Annotated in this window: 17 protein-coding genes; 8 read left to right on the top strand and 9 right to left on the bottom strand. The window is 43.9% G+C overall.

Going from position 1 to position 20366, the window contains the following annotated elements; translation table 11 throughout:
• Window positions 1-5: 5 nt before the first annotated feature.
• Both torS and FIU99_RS17460 read left to right on the top strand, forming a co-directional pair.
• Complete coding sequence (gene torS / locus FIU99_RS17465; RefSeq protein ID WP_006960964.1) at window positions 6-2882, top strand: TMAO reductase system sensor histidine kinase/response regulator TorS; 2877 nt, start codon at window positions 6-8, stop codon at window positions 2880-2882.
• An 8-nt stretch (window positions 2883-2890) separates the two neighbouring features.
• Window positions 2891-3415, top strand: a complete 525-nt coding sequence (locus tag FIU99_RS17460) for a GNAT family N-acetyltransferase (RefSeq protein WP_039952094.1) — start codon at window positions 2891-2893, stop codon at window positions 3413-3415.
• A gap of 3 nt (window positions 3416-3418) precedes the next feature.
• Here the strand turns inward: FIU99_RS17460 and FIU99_RS17455 are convergent, their stop codons facing one another.
• Both FIU99_RS17455 and FIU99_RS17450 read right to left on the bottom strand, forming a co-directional pair.
• Window positions 3419-4048 (bottom strand): lysoplasmalogenase, encoded by a 630-nt coding sequence (locus FIU99_RS17455; RefSeq protein WP_006960966.1) that lies wholly within the window; start codon window positions 4046-4048, stop codon window positions 3419-3421.
• Window positions 4049-4115: 67 nt separating this feature from the next.
• Entirely contained in the window at window positions 4116-5264 is a 1149-nt protein-coding gene (locus FIU99_RS17450; protein WP_006960967.1) for an iron-containing alcohol dehydrogenase, read from the bottom strand.
• A 187-nt stretch (window positions 5265-5451) separates the two neighbouring features.
• On the opposite strand from FIU99_RS17450, the gene FIU99_RS17445 reads away from it, so the two are divergent.
• Window positions 5452-6339, top strand: a complete 888-nt coding sequence (locus FIU99_RS17445) for an AraC family transcriptional regulator N-terminal domain-containing protein (protein WP_006960968.1) — start codon at window positions 5452-5454, stop codon at window positions 6337-6339.
• 186 nt (window positions 6340-6525) lie between these two features.
• On the opposite strand, the gene glgC is transcribed toward FIU99_RS17445, so the two are convergent.
• The 5 genes from glgC to fruB form a co-directional block, all read right to left on the bottom strand.
• On the bottom strand, window positions 6526-7743 hold the full coding sequence (glgC, locus tag FIU99_RS17440) for a glucose-1-phosphate adenylyltransferase (RefSeq protein WP_006960969.1): 1218 nt from the start codon (window positions 7741-7743) through the stop codon (window positions 6526-6528).
• Window positions 7744-7898: 155 nt separating this feature from the next.
• Window positions 7899-9800: a diguanylate cyclase gene (locus FIU99_RS17435; protein WP_152472429.1), complete on the bottom strand. Its 1902-nt coding sequence runs from the start codon at window positions 9798-9800 to the stop codon at window positions 7899-7901.
• Between the two features lie 226 nt (window positions 9801-10026).
• On the bottom strand, window positions 10027-11763 hold the full coding sequence (gene fruA, locus FIU99_RS17430; RefSeq protein ID WP_006960971.1) for a PTS fructose transporter subunit IIBC: 1737 nt from the start codon (window positions 11761-11763) through the stop codon (window positions 10027-10029).
• A 17-nt stretch (window positions 11764-11780) separates the two neighbouring features.
• Window positions 11781-12731 carry a 1-phosphofructokinase gene (gene pfkB, locus FIU99_RS17425; RefSeq protein ID WP_006960972.1) on the bottom strand — a complete coding sequence of 317 codons (951 nt, stop codon included), beginning with the start codon at window positions 12729-12731 and terminating at the stop codon, window positions 11781-11783.
• Between the two features lie 9 nt (window positions 12732-12740).
• A complete protein-coding gene (fruB, locus tag FIU99_RS17420; RefSeq protein WP_006960973.1) occupies window positions 12741-13877 on the bottom strand; it encodes a fused PTS fructose transporter subunit IIA/HPr protein in 1137 nt (378 codons plus the stop codon).
• Between the two features lie 264 nt (window positions 13878-14141).
• Between fruB and cra the strand changes: the two genes are divergently transcribed.
• Window positions 14142-15122 carry a catabolite repressor/activator gene (gene cra, locus FIU99_RS17415; RefSeq protein ID WP_152472428.1) on the top strand — a complete coding sequence of 327 codons (981 nt, stop codon included), beginning with the start codon at window positions 14142-14144 and terminating at the stop codon, window positions 15120-15122.
• 45 nt (window positions 15123-15167) lie between these two features.
• Here the strand turns inward: cra and FIU99_RS17410 are convergent, their stop codons facing one another.
• Together FIU99_RS17410 and FIU99_RS17405 are read right to left on the bottom strand one after the other, a co-directional pair.
• Entirely contained in the window at window positions 15168-15686 is a 519-nt protein-coding gene (locus FIU99_RS17410) for a hypothetical protein (protein WP_006960975.1), read from the bottom strand.
• A gap of 97 nt (window positions 15687-15783) precedes the next feature.
• Window positions 15784-16152: a YgiW/YdeI family stress tolerance OB fold protein gene (locus tag FIU99_RS17405; RefSeq protein WP_006960977.1), complete on the bottom strand. Its 369-nt coding sequence runs from the start codon at window positions 16150-16152 to the stop codon at window positions 15784-15786.
• A 170-nt stretch (window positions 16153-16322) separates the two neighbouring features.
• On the opposite strand from FIU99_RS17405, the gene FIU99_RS17400 reads away from it, so the two are divergent.
• The 4 genes from FIU99_RS17400 to modC are packed head-to-tail and all read left to right on the top strand — an operon-like array spanning window position 16323 to window position 20345.
• Window positions 16323-17786, top strand: a complete 1464-nt coding sequence (locus FIU99_RS17400; RefSeq protein ID WP_006960979.1) for a cobyric acid synthase — start codon at window positions 16323-16325, stop codon at window positions 17784-17786.
• 5 nt (window positions 17787-17791) lie between these two features.
• Complete coding sequence (modA, locus tag FIU99_RS17395; RefSeq protein ID WP_039952096.1) at window positions 17792-18538, top strand: molybdate ABC transporter substrate-binding protein; 747 nt, start codon at window positions 17792-17794, stop codon at window positions 18536-18538.
• 11 nt (window positions 18539-18549) lie between these two features.
• The gene (gene modB, locus FIU99_RS17390) at window positions 18550-19242 is read left to right on the top strand and encodes a molybdate ABC transporter permease subunit (protein ID WP_039952097.1); all 693 of its coding nucleotides are present in this window, start codon (window positions 18550-18552) and stop codon (window positions 19240-19242) included.
• Window positions 19239-20345 carry a molybdenum ABC transporter ATP-binding protein ModC gene (gene modC / locus FIU99_RS17385; protein WP_006960985.1) on the top strand — a complete coding sequence of 369 codons (1107 nt, stop codon included), beginning with the start codon at window positions 19239-19241 and terminating at the stop codon, window positions 20343-20345. The genes modB and modC overlap by 4 nt, the downstream gene beginning before the upstream one ends.
• Window positions 20346-20366 lie beyond the last annotated feature (21 nt).

Genomic DNA, 20366 nt, shown 5'->3' with positions numbered 1-20366 from the left:
ACTTAATGTTACTTGCTAAAGCCAGTATTGGTCGGAAGTTGTTGTTTGCTTTTCTCGCAATGGCGCTGTTAGTACTCATTTCCGCGTTGATTGGTGTGTTCGGCTTCTCCTCGGTCGCCAAGACCGAAAGGAATGTTGTGAATTCCGCAATCCCTTCAATGATTGAAGCTAGACAAGTGTCTGAACTGAGTTCACGAATCATAGCTTCTGTGCAAACTCTCTCAAATTCTAAATCCGAACTTCAGCGCCAAAAGGCGGGTAAAGAGTTGTTTTCTCAGCTGGAAAGTTTACTTCAACATATCAAACAGCTCGGTTCAGATTCTTTTGATTCCAAACTATTAAGCACACTGGAAGCTGACGTTCAAACCGTAATCGATACTTTGGTCGAGCTGGGTATCGTTGTAGAGAAGAAACTGGTTCTTGAAAAAGAATTAAGCACGCGGACAGTGGAACTTCGTGAGCAAGCATCTGAACTAGAAGAGTTGACGCGTACGCAGGTTTCCAATACTAGTACTATTGCCATTGCGAATGTCACCCATATTTACGATTTGATAGAAAATGCCCAAACGTCCCAAGCATACCAAGCTTTAGACACGCTCGTTGAAGTGGATTTAGATCTAGCAGAAAGGCTGCACGAATTACACTTACTTGCATTTAAAATGCTTAACCACATTGAAGAAGCGCGCACAATTTCGGATATCGATCGTATCCATACGGTTAGAGAAGAGTTTGTCAGTAACCTTGAGATCATGAAACGCCGAGTGCGAGCGGTAGAAGATCCAACACGTTCGATACAAATGGCTGAACTATTAACGCAATTGGAAAAAGGTGAGGTCGTCTTTGACGTTTTGCATCAACGCTACCAAAACGAACGAGCATCACAACAGCTAATGCAGGACACACTGATACAATTTTCAGCTTTGAATACGACCGTAAACAAATTGGTCGATGATTCAAACCAAGCTACGACACGAGCAGTGGACAAGCTCAAAACGACATTAAATTATGCTCAACTCAGTCTGACGATCATTACGGTATTGGGTATGCTGATCGTCATTTTGATCGTTTGGAAAGTGGTTTATGTATCTGTACTTAAACGCTTAGCAGAATATTCGTCGGCTTTGTCGTCTATTGCGCAGGGGCAACTGAATGTCGATATCACAGTGAAAGGCAATGATGAATTAGCCCATATGGGCCAAGCTATCATTACAGCAAGAAACACGGCTCAATCATTAAAAGTGGTCGCAGAAAGTGAAGCAAAAGCGAAGCGAGAGTTGCAAGAGCATAAAGAACATCTTGAAGAGCTTGTTACAGAGCGTACCCACCAATTGCAAGATACTAACAAACGCCTAAATCACGAAGTACTCAACCATGCGAAAGCGCGCCGACAAGCAGAGCAAGCGAGCCGAGCAAAAACTGCGTTCTTAGCAACAATGAGCCATGAAATTCGCACACCAATGAACGGGGTGCTTGGTACAGCTAGATTGCTTAAAGAGACTGGGTTGAACTCGAAACAAGGCCATTTTGTGGATGTGATCAATCGTAGCGGTACCACATTACTTGCGATCCTGAATGATGTGCTTGATTATTCGAAGATTGAAGCGGGCCACCTAGAAATACGGCCAGTGGACTTCAACCTTTTTGACATGGTGAAAGACGTTCAGCAGTTGCTTGATGGCAGAGCTAAAGAAAAAAACATCGAAATCAGTACCTTGATAGAAAGCGATGTCAGTCAGTTTTTATATGGTGACGTAACTCGTATTAGCCAAGTGTTAACCAATCTAGTCGGCAATGCTGTTAAATTTACAGAGCAAGGCCACGTTGATATTTACGTAACCTATGATCCTGGCCAAGACGGTCAGGTGTTGTTCGAAGTTTCTGATACTGGCATAGGTATCAGTCAGGAAGAGCAAGAGACTTTGTTCGATGCGTTTACTCAGGCTTCTGGTGGTATGAGTAGCAAAGGTGGCACGGGCCTTGGTCTCGCTATTAGCAAACGTATTGTCGAAGCCATGGGAGGATTCCTGCAGCTCGAATCTGAAGTAGGACAGGGGAGCCGATTCAGTTTTAGTGTTCCTTTGTCCCAAGGCAGCAAGGTTCAATCTAAAGATCTTAATGTTGGCTCAACGCTAAAAGCGAAAGTACTGCTGGTGGAAGATAACCCAGTTAATTGCCTAGTAGCGGAAGGATTTTTAGAAAGTCTAGGTCACGAAGTCACGACGGCGAATGATGGCAATTCCGCTGAGGAGATTTATTCTCAGCATGATTTTGATATCGCTTTGCTTGATATCAACCTCCCTGACTGCAATGGCGTAGAGCTGTTAGATAAATTGAAACGAATTAAAAGTGACAATGTCACTCCAGTGATTGCAATTTCAGCTCACGTTTACGATGAAGAAGTGCAAAGCTACCTTGCTGCAGGGTTCGATGGCTACCTGCCTAAACCTTTAGATAAAGATGCACTTTGTCATATGATTAACTCCAGTCTGCAAGGTCACTCGCTGTTACTTGAGCAATCGGATCTTGCGCCAAGTTACCCGCCCGTGACCTCACGCATCATCGATATAAGCGTTGTCAGTAAAGATTCTCTCATTCTTGGGAACGAAAAAATGAAAGAAATCATCACCCTGTTTGATAAGAGTGCTGACGAAACATTGAATCTTATGCAAACAGCCGCTGAGCAAGATGACCCGAATCAAATAAAACAACTCGCACACAAGTTGAAAGGTTCAGCAGGAAGCTTGGGTCTGCTAGCATTGTTTGACGCTTGTTTGGGTATAGAGAAATCTCAGCAGCCAGTTAGTGATTATTTGGCGGATAAAGATCAGCTTTTATCGCTGATAGAAAGCTCAAAACAAGCGTTGAATCAATTGGTTGACTAGGTAGAACTATGATAGAAATTTCATCTCCTCGACTTTCGATGCGTCAGATTACAGAAACAGATTGGCCACTTTTCTTACGCTTACACCAAGAAGAAGAAGTGATTCGTTACGCGTTTGACCAACCTGAACTTGATGACATTCGCCAACGATTTGAATCGAGATTACCTGTGTGGGAGTGGGGAAGCGGACATTGGCTATGCCTTGTTATTAGAGATAGCCAAAACAATCAGCCCATAGGCGTAACAGGTTTGTGCATTGAAGATGAATCTGATGATTCTGTAGAAATAGGCTATTTACTGCTTCCAGAGTTTCATGGAAAAGGTATAGGGACAGAGTCTTTACTGGCATTAATCGCTCACGTAAAGAGCTCTCTACCTGCGGTAAAGAATATTAACGCTATCGTGACTGATGGTAACGTAGCTTCGTGCAAAGTGCTTGAAAAGGCAGGATTTGAGTTAGTAGAAAGGGAAGAAAACGCGTATCGAATTGGTGGCAAACTCTATGATGATTTGATTTATCGTTTCCACTTATAATTCTTAAGCTCTGTAGGCAACGACAGATAATGTCAGCAACAATTGTGCGGTGTAGTAGGTAATCATAATCACATGACGCGAGAAAGCTGAACTGGATCGGAATCGGTCTACGGCTAACACAATGTCTGAGGTTATAAAAATCAACGCGCCCATGACAGCAAACGCTGCTGACTGTGCATGATCCACTCGCCAATACTCAATCGCAGCCCAAGCCATCCCGAGAATACCTAATGAATAGAAGGCTACAGGAAGCTTCATGTTTCCGAGCGTGGGGAGCAGTAGTAAGAAAACAATAATACCAACCGATAAAAGTAGTAGTGGTAGCCACCAATTTATCAATCCATCGAGTTGAGTATAAAAAGCGAGAGAGTAGATAAAGTGTACCAGTAGGAAAACCGTTAACCCTTGGACAAATCTATCTTTCGGTTGCATGAGTAGTAGGTCGCCAACAACAGAAACAAGTAATCCTACTGCCATCCATAAAGCGTATTGACCAACCACCTCATACAGTGAGATTGACACAATAGCCATGAGTAAAATTGGTAAAGTTTTGGTGGCATAAAACAGCCACCGAGGGCCACGCTCAATACTCCAGACATGTACAGCACACAGTGTTAGGATCAGCAGCCACATTTCTCTTTTCACCCATATAAAAAAAGCAGCAATATTGCTGCTTTTTAGCGTACTAACAGGGTGTTAACTAAGCAATAGCCTGAGTCAATATTTCGCGGCTTTCCTTTAGAGTGATCGCTTGATTTTCACCTAATGCTTTCATGCCATGAAGTTCTAACTGACTCACTACCGAGTCAATCGCGCTTTGTTTATCACTGCCATGCTCAGTTAACTGTGTTGAGACTGTCATTGTCTGGTAGAAACTTTCTATTGCATCGATGGTACGCTCGGCTAGGTCATCCCCCAGTTCTAGACCAAATACATTCACGCCCATTTGTTCCAGTTTGGCACGTTTGTGAACCAATTGGTTGCGAAGAAGAGAAGGCTGTACGATGGCCAGAGAGCGAGCGTGGTCCACACCCCAAAGCGCAGTCAGCTCGTGGCCGATCATGTGAGTCGCCCAGTCTTGCGGTACACCGCTGCCGATGAGACCATTCAGAGCCTGGTTTGCTGACCACATTAGATTTGCACGCCATGCGTCATCGTCACGATTGTCAAAGTCTTCACCGAGCTTCTTAAGAGTGCGAAGTAGAGTCTCTGCATATCCATCTTGAACCATTGCGCCATGTTTTGTAGTCAGGTATTGCTCACATACGTGTACCCAAGCATCAACAATACCGTTGATTAGTTGCTTTTCAGGCAGAGTCTTCATCACATCCGGGTCCATAACCGCAAATTTTGGCTGTACAAATGGGCTAAGGAACGCGAGCTTATCCTGCGTTTCAGCTTTTGTAATCACAGCACCCATATTGGATTCGGAGCCAGTTGCTGGAAGTGTTAATACTGCGCCAAGTGGTGTTGCTTCAGAAACTTGATGCTTGCCCGTTAGGATATCCCAGCCGTCACCATCATACTTGGCAGCCGCCGCAATGTATTTAGAGCCATCAATAACAGAACCGCCACCAACAGCAAGGATGAAGTTAATGCCTTGCTCTTTAACAATCGCGACCGCTTTATCAAGTGTTTCTTTTGTTGGGTTTGGTTCAACGCCTGAAAACTCAACCCATTGATGACCGTTCAGTGCCTCAGAAACCTGATCATAAACGCCGTTACGTTTAATAGAACCTCCGCCGTAAATGACAAGAACTTTATCTTGCGGTTGAATCGATGATTGAATGGCACTGATTTGACCTTGACCAAACAGAATCTGGGTAGGGTTAGCGTAAGTAAATTGCATTGTCATTCCTCTTGCTTCAGTTGAACGCCTGATAGGGCAGACTGATCTTGTGTCCCGAGCTTGGAAACACTTCATTGTTTGAATGCATAATAGTACTGAAAAGTCGTTTTAAAAATATCGAATCCTCTGTTTATGTTGCCTATTCCTACTTTTTGTATATTCTTATTGAAAATTGACAGGAGGTGATATGACACTCGCCCGATTAATGCAGCAGTATGTTGATACCCATAATCTGAATGACCTCGAAGGGGTAAGAAAGACCGATCTTGATGGAGTTTGGTTTTATCGCAGTAGCACTGGAAACACTCGCCAGCCTTTTATTTATCAGTCTGGTGTGATTGTGTTGGGGCAAGGAAACAAGATTATTCATATTGGCAGTGAGCCGGTAAAGTATGGGCCAAATGACTACTTAGTCGTTGGTGTGCCTATGCCTTTAGAGTGTGAGGCGTTCCCAACAAATGGCGAGCCGCTTCTTGGGTTAACTGTCGATATTGACCCTCAGATGTTACATCGTCACGTTAATAAGCTTGAATCACTTGGATATGCTCCTCACAAAGAGCAACCACATTACACCTGTGGTTTGCGTTCTGTCAGTATGGAAGATTCTATGCTGGATACCTGCAAACGAATCATGCGCGCGTTGTGTAATCCAATTGAGCTATCACTGTTAGGTGAATCTCTCAAAGAAGAGTTGGCCTATCGTGCCTTGACTAGTAGTGAAGGGCATGTGTTGTTTGATTTAGCCCACCATGAAGGTCAATATGCTCGCGTCGCCAAAGCTTTGGATAAAGTCCATAGAAGCTATAGCGAAACACTCTCTGTACAACACCTTGCTGAAGAGGCCAACATGAGTATGTCTGCCTTCCACAGCGCTTTTCGTCAGATCACACTTGAATCACCTATTCAGTACATTAAAAAGGTGCGTTTAAACAAAGCGAAAGAACTCATCCAGCTAGAAGGTAAGAAAGTGAATGATGCAGCAAGACTAGTTGGTTATAACAGTGTTTCTCAATTCTCGCGTGAGTACAAAAGACACTTTAATGAAACACCGACAGGATTAAAGCTGGTGAGTTGAAAACACAAAAGAGGAAAAGGACAGTTAAATAATTACTGTTTTTTTATCAAACCAGTAACAGCATAATTCCTCGAGTAAACAAAACAACATACAAGTTTTTGATTTACATACCCCTATAGGAGATCTAGTCAGTCTCTTAAATCAGCCCTCTTAAACTCGATGAGATTAAGAGGGCTATTTTTTAACTTAAGAAAATTGATAGTTCTCAGGAACAACGACAACACCTTTTTCCGAAACATGGAACCGTTTGGCGTCTTCAATTTTGTTAATTCCAATTTGAGTGTATGGTGGAACCTTAACGTGTTTATCAATAATACAGTTGACTAACTGGCTTCCTTCTCCAACTTCAACATCATCAAAAAGAATACTGTCGACCACAGTAGCGCTGTCGTTAATTCGAACATTGGGTGATACCACGGAATGCTGAACAGACCCACCCGAATTAATTACGCCATTCGCAATGATTGAATTAATAAAAATCCCTTCATTTCCAGTTGCAGAAGAAACAGTGCGGGCAGGAGGGCATTGCGCTTCATAAGTTCTTACTGCCCAATCAGGCTGATAAAGGTTCATGGGCGGAACCGGCTCAAGCAAATCCATATTGGCTTCATAAAACGAATCTAGTGTTCCAACGTCTCGCCAGTAGCAATCTTTCGCTACTCGACCTTTATCATTACAAAAATCGTAAGCGTAAACCGACTCTGTCTTGATAAGTTTAGGAATAATGTCTTTACCAAAGTCATGACTTGAGTCAGGACATTCAGCATCGTCATCGAGTGCGGCTCTTAATACATCCATATCAAAGATGTAGATTCCCATGGATGCCAAACTGCGATCAGGTTTGCCAGGAATCGATGGTGGGTCGAGAGGCTTTTCAACAAATGAAGTAATTAGGCCGTTGTCATCAGTATCCATGACACCAAATTGAGTGGCCTCATCACGGCTTACATCCATGCAAGCGATGGTGAGCTTGGCATTATTTTGCTTATGTTCTTCGAGCATTGCAGCGTAATCCATTCGATAGATGTGATCGCCAGACAAAACAACAACATACTTTGCATCACTGCGGGAAAGTAGCCATAAATTGTGGTAGATGGCATCGGCAGTACCTTCATACCATTTACCGCCTCCTCTCATTTGCGGCGGAACTACAGAAATGAACTCGCCAAGTTCCGGATTGAATATCGACCAACCATCACGTAAATGCTTTTGAAGTGAGTGGGATTTGTATTGGGTAAGAACGAGAATTTTTCTAAGGCCGGAGTGTAGGCAATTGGTGAGTGTAAAATCTATGATTCGATACTTGCCTCCAAATGGAACGGCTGGCTTTGCTCTATCGTCAGTCAAAGGGCTCAATCTCGAACCCATCCCACCTGCTAGGACTACCGCTAGTGTATCTTGCATGCCTTTCTCCCTGAAATAGTGCGTTTATGTGCTTTCAGAAAGACTACTTCAAGTTTCAAGCCAATATTCAACTTGTTGAGTTTTCGCGCTCTGCCAACGATTCGTATTAAAAAAATGCACCACCCATTGCACCAACAAAATGCATTGCACCAAAGTTAGGCAACAGTACCCATCTCTTCAGAGTCAAGAATCGATACACAATTTCTACCCAATGACTTAGATTCATACAATGCCACGTCAGCACGCTTGTAGGTATTTTCGACAGAACCATCCATATCAGTTACCCCAACACTGACCGTAATTTGCTCGTCGTGTTGAAGCGATACCGATGTGCGCAGGCGGTTTGTGACGATTTCCGCTTCTTGAATGCGAGTGTGGGGCATAATGATCGCAAACTCTTCGCCACCGATTCGTGCAATGAAGTCTGTTTCTCGAAGATGATCACTTAAGACTGTTCCGACAGATTTAATAATTTTATCGCCTTCATCGTGACCCAATCTATCATTTACACGCTTGAAGTGGTCGATATCGACAATAGCAAAACAAGTAGGTTCAGCATGGCTATAGCGCTTACTTTTTGCACATTGCGCCGCCATTTCTTGATCAAACTTACGTCTATTCCATAAACCAGTCATAGAGTCTTTCTCACTCATCTCTCTCAGGCGATTTTCGAGTTCTTTACGGTGAGAGATGTCGACAAAAGAGGCAACATAAAACTGAATTACCCCATTGTTGTCGGTCACTGTCTGAATACGCAGTATCTCGGTAATATGAGAACCATCGCGACGCTTGTTAACGACTTCGCCTTCCCACAAGCCTTCTTTTTCTAAAATCTTCCACATATTAATGTAGAACTCTTGTTCATGTTTATTAGCAGCAAAGAAAGAAGGCTGCTTTCCTTTGACCTCTTCAAAGGTATAACCACTGACTCGAGTAAACTCTTCATTCGTCTTAATAATTCGGTTCTGACGATCGGTGATCAGCATAGCTGACATACCATTCATTGCAGCACGGGCAATTTGGCTTTCCAGACTATTTTTGGTGTGATTGTAATTCCACGTAACAAAACTGAACGCGATGAGTAAAATGATCATGTATACAGAAGCGGCTTGAATTGAGAGTTCAGTCTTACGCTCAAGGTAAAGCTGAGCCGCGTCGTACTGAGAGACTTCAGCGACGAGGATAAAGTGCAGTGGTCTATCAAGGGTATTGAGTTCTGCTTTAACGTAAGATAACCATTTGCCTTGTTCAAATAGGGTCCCATGCTCATTGAATTGAAGTTGGCGCCACAACTTAGGGTAGAGCTTACTTAATTTAAACTCTGAGTTTTCTTTCGCAATGTGGCCCATTATGTTTGTCATGTTTTTAGCCATGACGTAATAGCCATCAGAATTGAAGACATCCGGTAAATCGTCATTCACTTTGTTATACGCTAAGCGTTGATACAAATAGTCAAAGTCAAGATTTGCAATAAAGTAGCCACGACGCTCTGAATGAATGTCGATGGGGACGATTACCCTTAAACTGGGTGTAAGCGGCTGGGCAATTTGATTATTTTCTCGCTCTAAATCAATACCAAAAGTTCCGACCGTATTTACAGGCAGGTTTTGAGCGAACTTGAAATAATCCCGATGGAATTTGTTTTGTAAGAACTCTTCAGGAACAACAACACTCGCGCGTTGACCATGATTAATTCGCACCAACTCTTGGCCATGGTTGTCCAAATAGCGAAGTTGCGAAAAGTAGCCTTGAGTACGGGCTACTAACAGCCAAAAGTCCTGTAATGCCCCGCGATTCATATCGTTTGGCTCCAACACCGCACGATGGAAGATGCCATTACTCGAAAGGAATTTTACGGATTTAAGAATTTTAGAAGAGTGCGATTTTAATTCAGAGCGCGCATATTCTAGTTTTGTTTGTGTCAGGCGATCGACTTGTTGACGAGCATCTTCTTCGACCTTAGAAAGCTCGTTCGCAAAATAAAGTGTTGGCACGAAGGCTAGGGTGATGAATACAAGCATGAACTGCATGAGAATGCGGGAATTTATCTTGAACATTTCGCCCCAATGACGCCACAAATTTACTTAATAATACTGTGAATAATTATATGAGCTTTTATTGATTTTACTGTGAGCAGTGTGGAATATCCCACGATATTGATTCAGATGCTGGGCAATATGATGCATTGATTAATGGTAAGTATTTAAAAATTCGGGAATAAAAAAGCCCTACTCAATGAGTAGGGCTTGAGCCAAGTCGATTGGGGGAGACTGGCTTACAAGTTTAAGCGGCAGCGGTTTCTGCTTTACCTTGATTTGAACGATTCTTCAAAAATGCATAACCAAAGCCAGTGAGTGCAGTACCTGCCGTAATGGCAACTAGATACATCAGAACAGGAGTTATAGCGTTAGGAATAAGCAATACAAACAAACCACCATGAGGAGCCATCAGTTTTGCGCCAAACAACATTGAAAGGGCACCTGTTAATGCGCCACCTGCCATACAGGCTGGGATAACACGCATCGGATCTTTCGCTGCAAAAGGAATAGCGCCTTCAGAGATAAAGCAAAGCCCTAATACGAAGGAAGCTTTACCTGCTTCACGTTCACTCGGCTCAAACTTATCTCGCGCTAAGAATGTGGCCAGCCCCATACCCAAGGCAGGTACCATACCAGCCGCCATGATCGCTGCCATAGGAGCGTAAGTTTGAGATGCAAGCAAGCCAACACCAAACGTGTACGCGGCTTTGTTTATCGGACCACCAAGGTCAAAACACATCATTGCACCTAAGATAACGCCAAGTAGTACCGCGTTAGCAGAACCCATGTTATTCAAGAACTCTGTCATCGCAGCCATAATGCCAGAAACCGGACCACCAACGATGTAGATCATTACTAGGCCAGTGAACAAACTTGCAACAAAAGGAATGATCAGAATCGGCTTCAGTGCTTCCATCGATTGAGGAAGTTGGACTTTGTCGGCGATGAGCTTCGCTGAGTAACCAGCAATAAAACCAGCTGCGATCCCGCCAAGGAAGCCGGCACCCGTTGAACTGGCAAGCATGCCACCAATTAAGCCTGGTGCAAGACCTGGGCGATCGGCAATTGAGAATGCAATAAAACCAGCAAGCACTGGAATCATCAGAGCAAAGGCAGAACCTCCACCAATGGTCATGAGCGCCGCGGCAAGCGTACCTTCTTCTTTAAATGCTTCAATACCAAATACGAATGAAAGCGCGATGATCAAACCGCCAGCAACAACGACAGGCAACATATGCGAAACACCTGTCATCAGATGCTTATAGACACCTTTTTTCTCTTCAACTGTCGCAGACTCGCCAGAACCTGTATGCTGGTAAATAGTGGCTTCAGAGAAGGCTTTATTTAGCTCTTGCTCAGTCTTTTTAAGTGCTGGCCCCGTCTTAGTGCGGTACATAGGTTTGCCATTGAAGCGATCAAGTGGCACTTCAATATCCGCAGCGATGATAACCAGATCAGCGTCAGAAATGTCAGCCTCAGTCAGTTGGTTTTTCGCACCGACTGAGCCGCGAGTTTCGACTTTGATTTGGTGGCCCTGACGTTTAGCTTCATCTTCTAGTGCTTCGGCAGCCATGAAGGTGTGAGCCACGCCTGTAGGGCAGGCAGTAATAGCGACAATCTTCTTAGTGGAAACGTTTGTAGACAATGCTACAGACTGAACACTCTCAACATTTAACTCGGTTGCATTGCTAACCGCGTGTTGAAGAAAATCCGCCGGGTTTTCGGTGACTTCATTGATAGAGGCTTGATACACCTTTTTACCAACAAAACGCGACGTGTCGACAGGAGTATTGGTTGCAATGACCACTACATCTGCTTTAGCAATATCTTCCGCGTTTAGTGTGTAACCAGCTAATACGCTGGACTGGCATTCTATTTTGGCGCTGAACTTGAGTTGATTAGCGGCTTTTTCTAAAAGCCCGGCAGCTATGATGCTATTTGCAACCCCGCTAGGGCAAGCTGTAATAATTGCAATATTCATAATCTCGACCTTTGTCCTTAAGCTTTCTGATCAGAGAGCAGGTTGATTTTGATTTGTTCTTGTAGGGTATGTACTTGTTTAATATCTGGGACGCCAACGCCGACTTGGCTCACAGCCAAGGCTGAAAGTGCGGTAGCGAAAGACAAGAGTTCAGTTTTCGTCATCGATTTCATGTGGCCCCAGCACAAACCGGCAACCAGCGTATCGCCTGCACCCACGGTGCTGACGACGTCCATTCTAGGCGGCTGAGCTTGAATCCATTGATTCTGGTTTAACCACATTACGCCTTCAGCGCCCATGGAAACGACCACGTTTTCTATTCCGCGCTGACTTAGGTTTTCAGCAACTTCCTGACACTCAAAGGCAGAAGTTAATGTTTTTCCAGCATAGTCAGACAGCTCTTCATCATTAGGCTTAATCAACCAAGGGGCGGATTCGATACCAGCTTTTAGCGCCTCTCGGCTCGAATCAAACAAGACTTTTTTGCCTTTTTTCTCAAGGAAGGAAACCCATGAAGCGCAACGCTGTGGAGTGACGCCTTTTGGCAGACTTCCTGCCAGCACAAAGTAGTCGTGGTGCTCAGCAAGTTCTTCTAGTTTGGCTTCAAATTGACTCAGTGCCGCTTCGTCGATGCTGATACCTGGAAAATTGATGTCACTTACGCTGCCATTCTCTTCGACAAGTTTGACGTTGATACGTGTAGCACCGCAGACTCTAATGAACTGGTCATTAGCGCCCATCTCTTCAAACAGCTGACAGAACATTTCCTGATTGTCTTTGCCAAGAAAGCCAGTCACTGTAACTTCTGCACCTAAATCGGATAGCACTCTAGCAACGTTTACACCTTTGCCTGCGGCGTGGAGTGAACTCTGATTAACTAAGCTAACGGAACCCTGTTTAAGAGTTGATAAACTGCCTGTAAGGTCAAGTGCCGGATTCAACGTGATGGTAACGACTTTGTTCGTCATAATGATTCCTTAGCTCTCGCCCAGGCCAGCGTCGATGGCTGCACCAATAGACGCAAGAGCTTGCTGTGCATCTGCACCATCCGCAGTAAACTGAAGTTGATGACCCTTTTTGACACCTAAAGCGATCACCTTCATCAAGCTTTTAGCGTTAACCGTAGAACCATCACCATCAAGGTTGGCAACTTTGATGGTTGATTCGAATTTTTTGGCTTCAGCGACAAGCATTGCGCCAGGTCTTGCATGCAAGCCATGGGCATTTCGAATAACAAAGACAGCGCTGTTATCGCTCCCTTCACTGGAAGGGAGCTCGGTTTCATTTGACTTAAATAAGTTGAGCAATTGATCTGTCGTCGCGTCGGTGAGTACGTTTTGCTTACCTTCGAAAACAATTTGGCTAAGAGTATCCAACTGGGATTTATGACTATCGTTACACGCAGCAAACGCGATAAGTGCTTTGACTTCTTTGCCTTCATACTCACAATGGTTGGCTGTTGAAACAAAAGCCATTCCAGTGCGCATAACGGCTTTATCTGAACTTGCGAGCCAAACTCCACGGCCAAGATGGGTTGGGGCAGTAGTGACTAGGCTGGCAACAAACTCGCTATCAGCACAACCAGTATTTTTGAGCAATCCACCCGCAACTGCTGACATCTGAACCATATCGCTGGCAGGGAAGTTGAGTTGAATGAGAGACGGATCAAAATCAATCTCCAATTGCGTTTCTCCATTCAGAAGCGCAATAATTTCATCTTCAGTTTTTGCTTGTTTAAGCTTGGCTTCAATGCCATCTGCAGATAGCACTTTTGTGAGTTGCTTCAATATCCCCAAGTGCTCATCAGACTTGGCGGCGATTCCAATCGCAACGTAAGCAGTGTTGCCATCCCCCCAATCAACACCTTCAGGAAAGTGGGCAATAGACACGCCCGTTGTTTTAACCAATGCACGGGTATCGGTAGTACCGTGAGGAATAGCAATACCGTTGCCTAGGAAAGTAGAGTTTTGGTTTTCTCTGTTCAGCATACCCTCGACGTAGCCATTCTCGACCAAACCCTTACTCGTCAGTGCTTCAGCAAGAAATGTAATTGCACTTTTCTTATCAGAGAAAGATTGCTGCAGCGAAATATCTTTTGTTGTTAACTTGAGCATAAGCGCCTCAATTCGTTTATTTATCCAATTCAGTAGCATTCAATGCATAGCTGAATCGTTTCAGCAAATTATTAAAAAAATTCAGCAAACCAAAAACAATAGATTTTCATTTGCTGTGTTATTCAAAATTCGAATCGTTATCAAATTTTCAATTTTGCTGAATCCTTTCAGCTTTTATGCTGAATCGTTTCAGTTTATAATGCAAATATTGTCAGGATCATCATTAAGGATTTTTGATCCAATGCACAGAATATGTAGGTTCATATGACACTAGATGAAATAGCCAAACTGGCTGGAGTATCCAAAACGACCGCCAGTTATGTCATCAACGGCAAGGCGCAAAAGTATCGAATCAGTGAGAAAACACAGAAGAAGGTGATGGCAGTTGTAGATGAGCACAATTACCGTCCTGATCTTGCTGCAAGTACTTTGAGAGCGGGGCAGAGCCGTTCGTTTGGTTTAATTATTCCTGACTTAGAAAACACCAGTTATGCTCGGTTAGCCAAACTGCTAGAACAGAACTCCCGCGCGGCCGGATACCAAATATTGATTGCATGCTCGGATGATGAGCCCTCAACAGAAAAAAGCGTTGTTCAAGCTTTAGTAAGCCGCAAAGTTGATGCGCTTTTTGTTGCGAGTGCCATTCCTGAAGCCAGTGACTTTTATCGAGATTTACAAGAGAAAGGCACACCCGTTATCGCAATTGACCGTCCGTTGGATGATGAACACTTTTCTTGTGTCATCAGTGAAGATTTTGGCGCGGCATTTGAACTTACGTCCTCAATAATTAGTGACGGCGTAACTAAAGTGGGTCTAATCGGTGCTTTGCCTGAACTAAACATTTCCCGAGAGCGTGAGCTTGGCTTTCGTTCAGTTGCACAGAGAGGTGACTTAGAAACGGTAGTGGGTTATGGCGAACACTTCAATAGAGAAGATGGCCGCAAAGTGTTGGAAGGTTGGATCGCTGATGGAAATCTTCCTCAAGCAATCATCACGACATCATACACCTTGCTAGAGGGTGTACTTGACGTTTTATTGGATAAGCCTGAAGTAATGGAACAAGTTAAGTTATCCACCTTTGGTGACAATCGCCTGCTGGACTTCTTACCTGTTAAAATCAACTCATTACCTCAACAGTTTGAGCTAATAGCCGATAGTGCTCTCGCACTGGCACTAAATGCAACGGCTAAGCGTTATCAACCAGGTGTTGAGCTTGTGCCTAGAAAGATTATTGTCAGGCAATAAAAAGCCCGGCTACTCGCTGGGCTTTGGGAATTGAAAGTCGTGGTGTTAGTACTGGAAGCGTACTGACATAGTAATCTGAGGACCATATAGGCCATTGTTACGTGTTTCAGCAGATAGTGACAGTTGCTCCGTTGAGTGGAAGCGTACACCTGCATGGAACACAGAGCTGTCATCATTGCGGCCAATTCTACCTGTTGCCTCAATCTGATCGGCAAGCCACATGCGGAAGCCAATGTTTACTTCTGCCACAGTATCTGTTTCACCGCCTGCTTCCTCAGTAAATTTCGTCTGATGTACAAGTAATTGACCATAAACGTCAGCAAACTGACTAATTGGTCCATTAAAGCCGATACCACCTGCCAAATCGTAGTCGTTGTCGAACTGCGTGTCTGCTCTCAGAATAAAGTGAGAGTTATCAGTGAAGAGTGTGCTGAATTCAACGCCGCTCATTTCAGGGTTCACCGCTGTACGCACTTCAAAGAAATTATAATTAAAGTTGTTCGCATTTGCCGCGCCAGCGAAACCAGCACAAATTAGCGCACTGGTTAGGATGATCTTTTTCAAGGGTAGTACTCCGACTAGCATCAAGTTTTTGACTATAAAAAAGGCTTGCAATAAGCAAGCCAAATATTAACGCAGTGGGAGTTAAATTACTTTATCTTTAAAGTAGTTGAATACGATCAACTTCAATTTCTGGAGTATTTCCGCCTTCAAACTCACCGAAGATACGCAGGTTTGTTGTTGCATCTATGGCTTGGTTCAGGTGGATATCATCATCAATCTCGATTTGAATTTCGCTCTTACCATCAGAAAACACAAAGGTGTCTCCTTTAATTTGGCGTACGATGTTGCCATCAATAACAACATTCTTCTCAGTAAACATGTTGCTCTCAGCAATTAGGGAATCGACTGTTGTCAGGTCAACGGGGCCATTAAACTGGATGCCTGACGCCGATTGGCCTTCTTTTGCGAATACTAGAGTAGGTGAAAGTACTAGAGCAGCAGCGGTAGCCAAAATAACTTTTTTCATGATGTTTCCTTTTTAGACAGGTTTCGTTGTTGATGGTGCTATTAAGCCATAGCTATTTTGAATAACCTCTGAGGAGAGTATTCATATTCGATTCATTTATTGAGTCAACAAACCTAAAGAGGCTATGATTAGACAATACTCAGTAAAAAGACTCGAAAAATTAATAGATTATGCAACCAGCATTACAAGCATTGATGGTTCAGGGCACGACATCCGATGCCGGAAAAAGTGTATTAGTGGCAGCTTTATGCCGTGTATTGGCCAGAAAAGGAGTCAGAGTTGCACCTTTCAAGCCCCAAAATATGGCGCTCAACAGTGCGGTCACATCAGATGGCGGTGAAATTGGTCGTGCTCAAGCAGTACAAGCCAGTGCCGCGAATGTTGAAACTTCAGTACATATGAATCCAGTCCTACTCAAACCCAATTCGGATACTGGGGCTCAGGTAATCCTGCAAGGCAAAGCTCTCAGTAACATGGAAGCTGTGGGATATCAAAACTACAAGCAAATTGCTTTACCTACCGTGCTTGAGTCTTTTTCAATACTCCAAGAGCAATTTGAATCTGTCATGATTGAGGGAGCCGGTAGTCCAGCGGAAATTAACTTACGTGAAAATGACATTGCGAATATGGGGTTTGCTGAAGAGGCAGATGTTCCCGTCATCATCATTGCTGATATTGACCGCGGGGGTGTTTTTGCGCATTTGGTTGGCACCCTAGATTTACTTTCGCCATCAGAGCAAAACCGAGTGATTGGTTTCGTTATTAATCGATTTCGCGGCGACATATCGTTGCTTCAGTCAGGGTTAGATTGGCTTGAAGAAAAAACAGGCAAGCCAGTCCTTGGCGTTTTGCCTTATCTTCACGGCTTTGACCTTGAAGCAGAGGATGCCATAAATAATCAACAAAATACTGGTGAGTCGGTCAAGCTAAACGTCGTCGTCCCCGTACTCACCAGAATCAGCAATCACACCGATTTTGATGTGCTAAGGCAAAATCCAGACATTAACTTTCGCTATGTAGGTAAAGGTCAAAAGCTTGATAAAGCAGATTTGATAATTCTACCAGGCACCAAATCCGTGAGAGCCGATCTCGACTATTTACGAAGCCAAGGTTGGGATAAAGATATCGCCCGACACTTAAGATTAGGTGGAAAGGTGATAGGAATTTGTGGCGGGTACCAGATGTTAGGACGTCATATTAGCGATCCTTTAGGCGTAGAAAGCGTTGCTGGTGAATCACAAGGCCTCGATTATTTACCTGTTTCCACAGAGTTAACCAAAGAAAAAGCACTGACAATCGTATCCGGAGTGCTGGAGTTGAATAATCAAACTGCACCAGTGAAAGGGTATGAAATTCATGTCGGTAGAACATTAGGGAATGGCAGTTCTCCAGTCTCCTTAGAATCCGGTTCAGCAGATGGTGCTATCAGTGACTGTAATCAAATCTTTGGGACTTATTTACATGGTATTTTGGATACCCCACAAGCGTTAGCATTGATTTGTCAGTGGGCGGGGGCGGAAAGTATTGCTTCTATTGACCATCAACAGAATCAAGAAAATGCAATCAACCGAATAGCCGATGCTGTCGAACAACACATGAAGCTAGACTTAATCTGGCCGGAACTTTATACCTGATATCGATGAAATTATTTACTCAGCGACTCTTTTGCACCTTTTTGACTTTCATTTTCTCTGCGACAGTTCATGCCTCAGTGAACGTTTATGCTGCGTCGTCCATGACTAATGTGATTAAAGCATTAGCTGAGAAATACCAAGCAGAAACAGGCGTAAAAGTTACGCCCGTTTTCGCAGGTTCTTCTTCTCTTGCACGGCAAATATTGAGTGGGGCGCCTGCTGATCTCTATATATCAGCCAATACTAAATGGAGTGATTATCTAGTTCAACAAGGAGTAATTAATGGTGACGCTGTCACATATATTGCTCATAATCAGTTAGTCGTGATCTCACCGAAGGCCGATGCAGCACCACTGGAGTTAGAGAGCCTAGAACAATGGTCAAAACGCTTGTCAGGTCAAAGACTAGCGATTGGTCAAACCAATTCCGTGCCTGCAGGAGTGTATGCCAAAGAAGCCCTTGAGTCGCTTGGCTTATGGGGTGGTTTAAATGGGCAACTCGCCCCCGTCAACAATGTAAGAGTTGCACTTACTTTAGTTGAACGTGGCGAAACACCACTTGGGATTGTTTATAAGACGGACGCGCTAGTGAGTGATAAAGTAAAAGTCATTGGTACGTTTCCGGCTTCGAGCCACACGGCTATTACGTACCCCATGGCAGAGCTGAACGACAAGCAAACTACCAAGGACTTTGCTGCCTTTATAGAAAGCGCCCAAGCTCAGGCAGTGTTTAAACAAAACGGATTTAACTAGGATTATCTTCATTGCTTTCTGATTACGAATATCAGGCGCTAATGCTTAGCCTGAAAGTAGCGTTTTATACTATCTGTTGGCTGATTCCTATCGGGATCGGATTTGGTTGGTTGCTGGCTAAAAAGCAGTTTATCGGTAAAAGCTGGCTCGACAGTTTAATTCACCTTCCTTTGGTACTTCCTCCTGTTGTTATAGGTTATTTACTCCTCATTTCAATGGGACGCCAAGGTTTTATTGGCCAATGGTTGTATGAATATTTCGGATTGGTCTTCTCTTTTAGCTGGAAAGGGGCTGTACTTGCGTGCGTGATCGTTGCTCTACCTTTGATGGTTCGCTCAATTCGCCTCAGCTTAGAGAGTGTGGATCCTAAACTTGAGCAAGCAGCCGCGACCCTTGGTGCCTCTCCGCTTAAAATATTCTTTACTATCACATTACCGCTGACAATTCCCGGAATCATCACAGGGACGATGCTTTCATTCGCACGTAGCCTCGGGGAGTTCGGAGCAACAATCAGCTTTGTGTCGAATATTCCGGGTGAAACGCAGACAATCCCCTTGGCGATGTTTACTTTTATTGAAACTCCCGGAGCAGAGCTCGAAACGATGCGTTTATGCATTATCTCCATTGTCATTGCCTTAGCCTCATTACTTGGCTCAGAAGTCCTGACTCGTCATTGTGCTAGAAGACTGGGGACACAGCGATGAGTGATATTCGAATTCAGTTTAAACAAACATTAGGCGAGCAGAAGTTTGATATCGATGTTTCAGTGCCAGAAAAAGGCATTACCGCAATTTTTGGTCGTTCCGGAGCAGGTAAAACTTCACTTATAGACGTGATTGCAGGCTTGAGAACACCTGATCAAGGTGAGATTACTGTCTCAGGAAAAACTCTTTATAGCTCGCAATCAAAAATAAACGTTGCTGCCCATAAACGCCGGGTAGGTTACGTTTTTCAGGAATCGAGGTTATTCCCACATTATCGGGTCAAAGGCAATCTTGTGTATGGTGTGCGTGAATTGGATCAACAGCATTTTGACAAGGTAATCAAATTATTGGCGTTAGAACCTCTTCTTAAACGATACCCGATACAGCTATCCGGGGGAGAGAAACAACGCGTAGCAATCGGTCGAGCACTACTTTCTAAACCAGAAATACTCTTGATGGATGAACCTCTGGCATCTCTAGATATTCCGCGTAAGCGCGAAGTATTGCCATTTTTAGAGCAGCTTGCCAGTGAGATTGAAATTCCTATCATTTATGTTTCGCATAGCCTCAATGAAGTTGTACGCTTGGCAAACCACATTGTTGTTATCGATGATGGCAAAGTGGTAACTTCAGGTAACCTAGAAGATGTTTGGTCATCTAGAGCTATGAGGCCATGGCAATCCTTCTCGGACCAAAGTTCATTGTTTGAAGGCACTGTTGTTCAACACAACACAAACTATGCTCTGTCTAAAGTGAAACTGGCGGATAATGTGTGTATTTGGGTGCAGCGTTTAGAAATTGCGCCAGAAGCGAAAGTGAGACTGCAGGTGAGAGCGAGTGATGTGTCGATCGCCTTGGATAAGCCTAAAAAGAGTTCAATTCGGAATATTCTCAAAGCGAAGATTGCTCAAATTCAAAGCCATTCTCAAGGCACAAATCGACAGAGCGTATCGGTTAAATTAGAACTCAGTGAAAACTGCTATTTATGGGCGACGATCACCGCTTGGGCTAAGGACGAGCTGGAACTCCAAGAAGGGATGGTAGTCTTTGCCCAGATTAAAGGGGTAAGTGTGACACAAAGAGATGTGGTATTGAGCCATTAAAAAACGCCGCGTAATGCGGCG

This window comes from Vibrio sp. THAF64 (assembly GCF_009363455.1).
Taxonomy (GTDB): Bacteria; Pseudomonadota; Gammaproteobacteria; order Enterobacterales; family Vibrionaceae; genus Vibrio; species Vibrio coralliilyticus.
This window is presented reverse-complemented; position numbering and strand designations above follow the sequence as displayed.